The 2,074-nt window shown below is 38.6% G+C and carries 3 protein-coding genes; all 3 read left to right on the forward strand.

Annotated features, from left to right (window positions below; all coding sequences use genetic code 11):
• Window positions 1-587, forward strand: a 587-nt coding sequence (locus tag I3255_RS13845; RefSeq protein WP_238039327.1) for an HAD hydrolase family protein, incomplete at its 5' end; no start/stop codon positions are given.
• Window positions 588-591: 4 nt separating this feature from the next.
• Window positions 592-1,239, forward strand: a complete 648-nt coding sequence (locus I3255_RS13850) for a 3-keto-L-gulonate-6-phosphate decarboxylase UlaD (protein WP_138222678.1) — start codon at window positions 592-594, stop codon at window positions 1,237-1,239.
• 9 nt (window positions 1,240-1,248) lie between these two features.
• Window positions 1,249-2,074: L-ribulose-5-phosphate 3-epimerase (locus I3255_RS13855; RefSeq protein ID WP_238039328.1), on the forward strand; the 826-nt coding region annotated here is incomplete at its 3' end.

Genomic DNA, 2,074 nt, shown 5'->3' on the forward strand with positions numbered 1-2,074 from the left:
AGCAAAACGCCATTGATCGTCAAGATGCATTAACGTTTATCAAGCTTGCAGATGAGCACAATCTAAAAATGGTCATGTATATCGAAGATGCAATGACTTACTCCAATTATAACCCATTTGAATACATGCTAGCTCTTGAAGAGTGGGCGGAGAAAGCTCCTAAACAACATAAACCAAACATTTACCGAGTAGATTCATTTTCTCGTACTGTAAAAAATACAAAATATATTTGGAAATTTGTTGTGGAAGGTGAAGCAGACGATGTTAATCATTTTATGCAACTACCTTGGATCAATGAGCACTTTAACGGTGAGCGATCTTGGTCAAACAGAATTGACTTTGCTGCAAAAGGGAACAGTAAAGGCCAATGTTTAGCTGAATATGTAAATAACCTCGGCTTACGATCATCTCAGGTGATTGCTGTTGGTGATAATCACAATGATATATCAATGCTTCAATATGCAGGATTGGGTGTTGCGATGCTTAATGCTGACAACACGGTTAAATCCCATGCTCGAACTATATGTAAAACAGATAACAATCAAGACGGCCTTGCTTATCTAATACGTGAACAAATTAGAGGATAAACACATGACTAAACCTATGATCCAAATAGCTCTTGACCAAACTAACCTACCAGCTGCAATTGAAGTAGCCGAAAATGTAGAAAGTTATGTTGACGTAATTGAAGTAGGAACTATTTTAGCTTTTGCTGAGGGAATGAAAGCAGTATCAACTCTTCGTAAAAACCATCCTAAACATATCTTAGTTTGTGATATGAAAACTACAGATGGTGGAGCAATACTTGCACGCATGGCATTTGAGGCAGGAGCAAATTGGATTACAGTATCCGCGGCAGCACATATTGCGACAATTGATGCGTGTAAAAAAGTAGCCGATGAATTTAATGGTGAAATTCAGATTGAGCTCTACGGGAATTGGACTATGGAAGATGCCCAGTTATGGGTTAATTTAGGTATTAAACAGGCGATTTACCACCGATCACGTGACGCAGAATTGGCTGGTGTAGGTTGGACGGAAACTGACTTAACTAAGATGAGAGCTTTATCTGAACTTGGTCTAGAGCTTTCTATTACAGGAGGCATTGTGCCAGAAGATTTACATCTATTTGAAGGTATCAAAGCAAAAACATTCATTGCTGGTCGAGCACTAGCAGGAGAAAAAGGTAAAGAAACGGCAGAAGCATTGAAAGAACAGATTAATCGCTACTGGAATTAGGAGGGCGCAATGTATCAAAATCTATTACGCCATCGAGTAGGACTCTATGAAAAAGCACTACCAAACGATCTCAGTTGGGCAGAAAAACTAAAGACAACTAAAGAGCTTGGCTTTGATTTTCTTGAGATTTCTGTTGATGAATCAGATGAAAGACGTAGTCGCTTAGATTGGAGCGATGAAGAGATCTATAGTTTGCGTCGTTTATGTGAAGAATACCAAGTGCCATTACAGTCAATGTGCTTAAGCGCGCATCGCAAGTTTCCATTTGGTTCCGCAGAACCAAAAATTCGTGAACAAGCCGCGATTCACATGGAAAAAGCGATAACTCTAGCATACAAATTAGGTATTCGTACGATTCAATTAGCGGGTTACGACGTTTATTATGAGCCTTCAGATACATTAACGCACTTACGTTTTATCGAAGGTATGAAGTTATCCTCTAAACTTGCAGAACGCGCAGGTGTGATGCTGGCTGTTGAGATTATGGATACTAGCTATCTCAATTCATTAAGTAAGTTTGAGATTTTAAATCGTGAAATTAATTCACCATTTTTCTCTGCTTATCCAGATGTAGGTAACATATCTGGATGGAACTATGACATTGTCACTGAACTAAATTTGAGTAAGCCTCATATTACTCAAATTCATCTGAAAGATACATATCGTGTTACTCCTGAATATAAAGGACAATTCCGTGATCTTATTATCGGAGATGGAGATGTAGACTTCAAAGCGATATTCCGAACGTTGAAAGAGACTGAATGTGTTGTTCCGCTAGTGATAGAGATGTGGGCTCAAAATGAACACTGGAGAGAAGATATTTTAACAGCACAAT

This window comes from Psychrobacter sp. Ps6 (genome assembly GCF_022129235.1).
In the GTDB taxonomy this organism is placed as follows: domain Bacteria; phylum Pseudomonadota; class Gammaproteobacteria; order Pseudomonadales; family Moraxellaceae; genus Psychrobacter.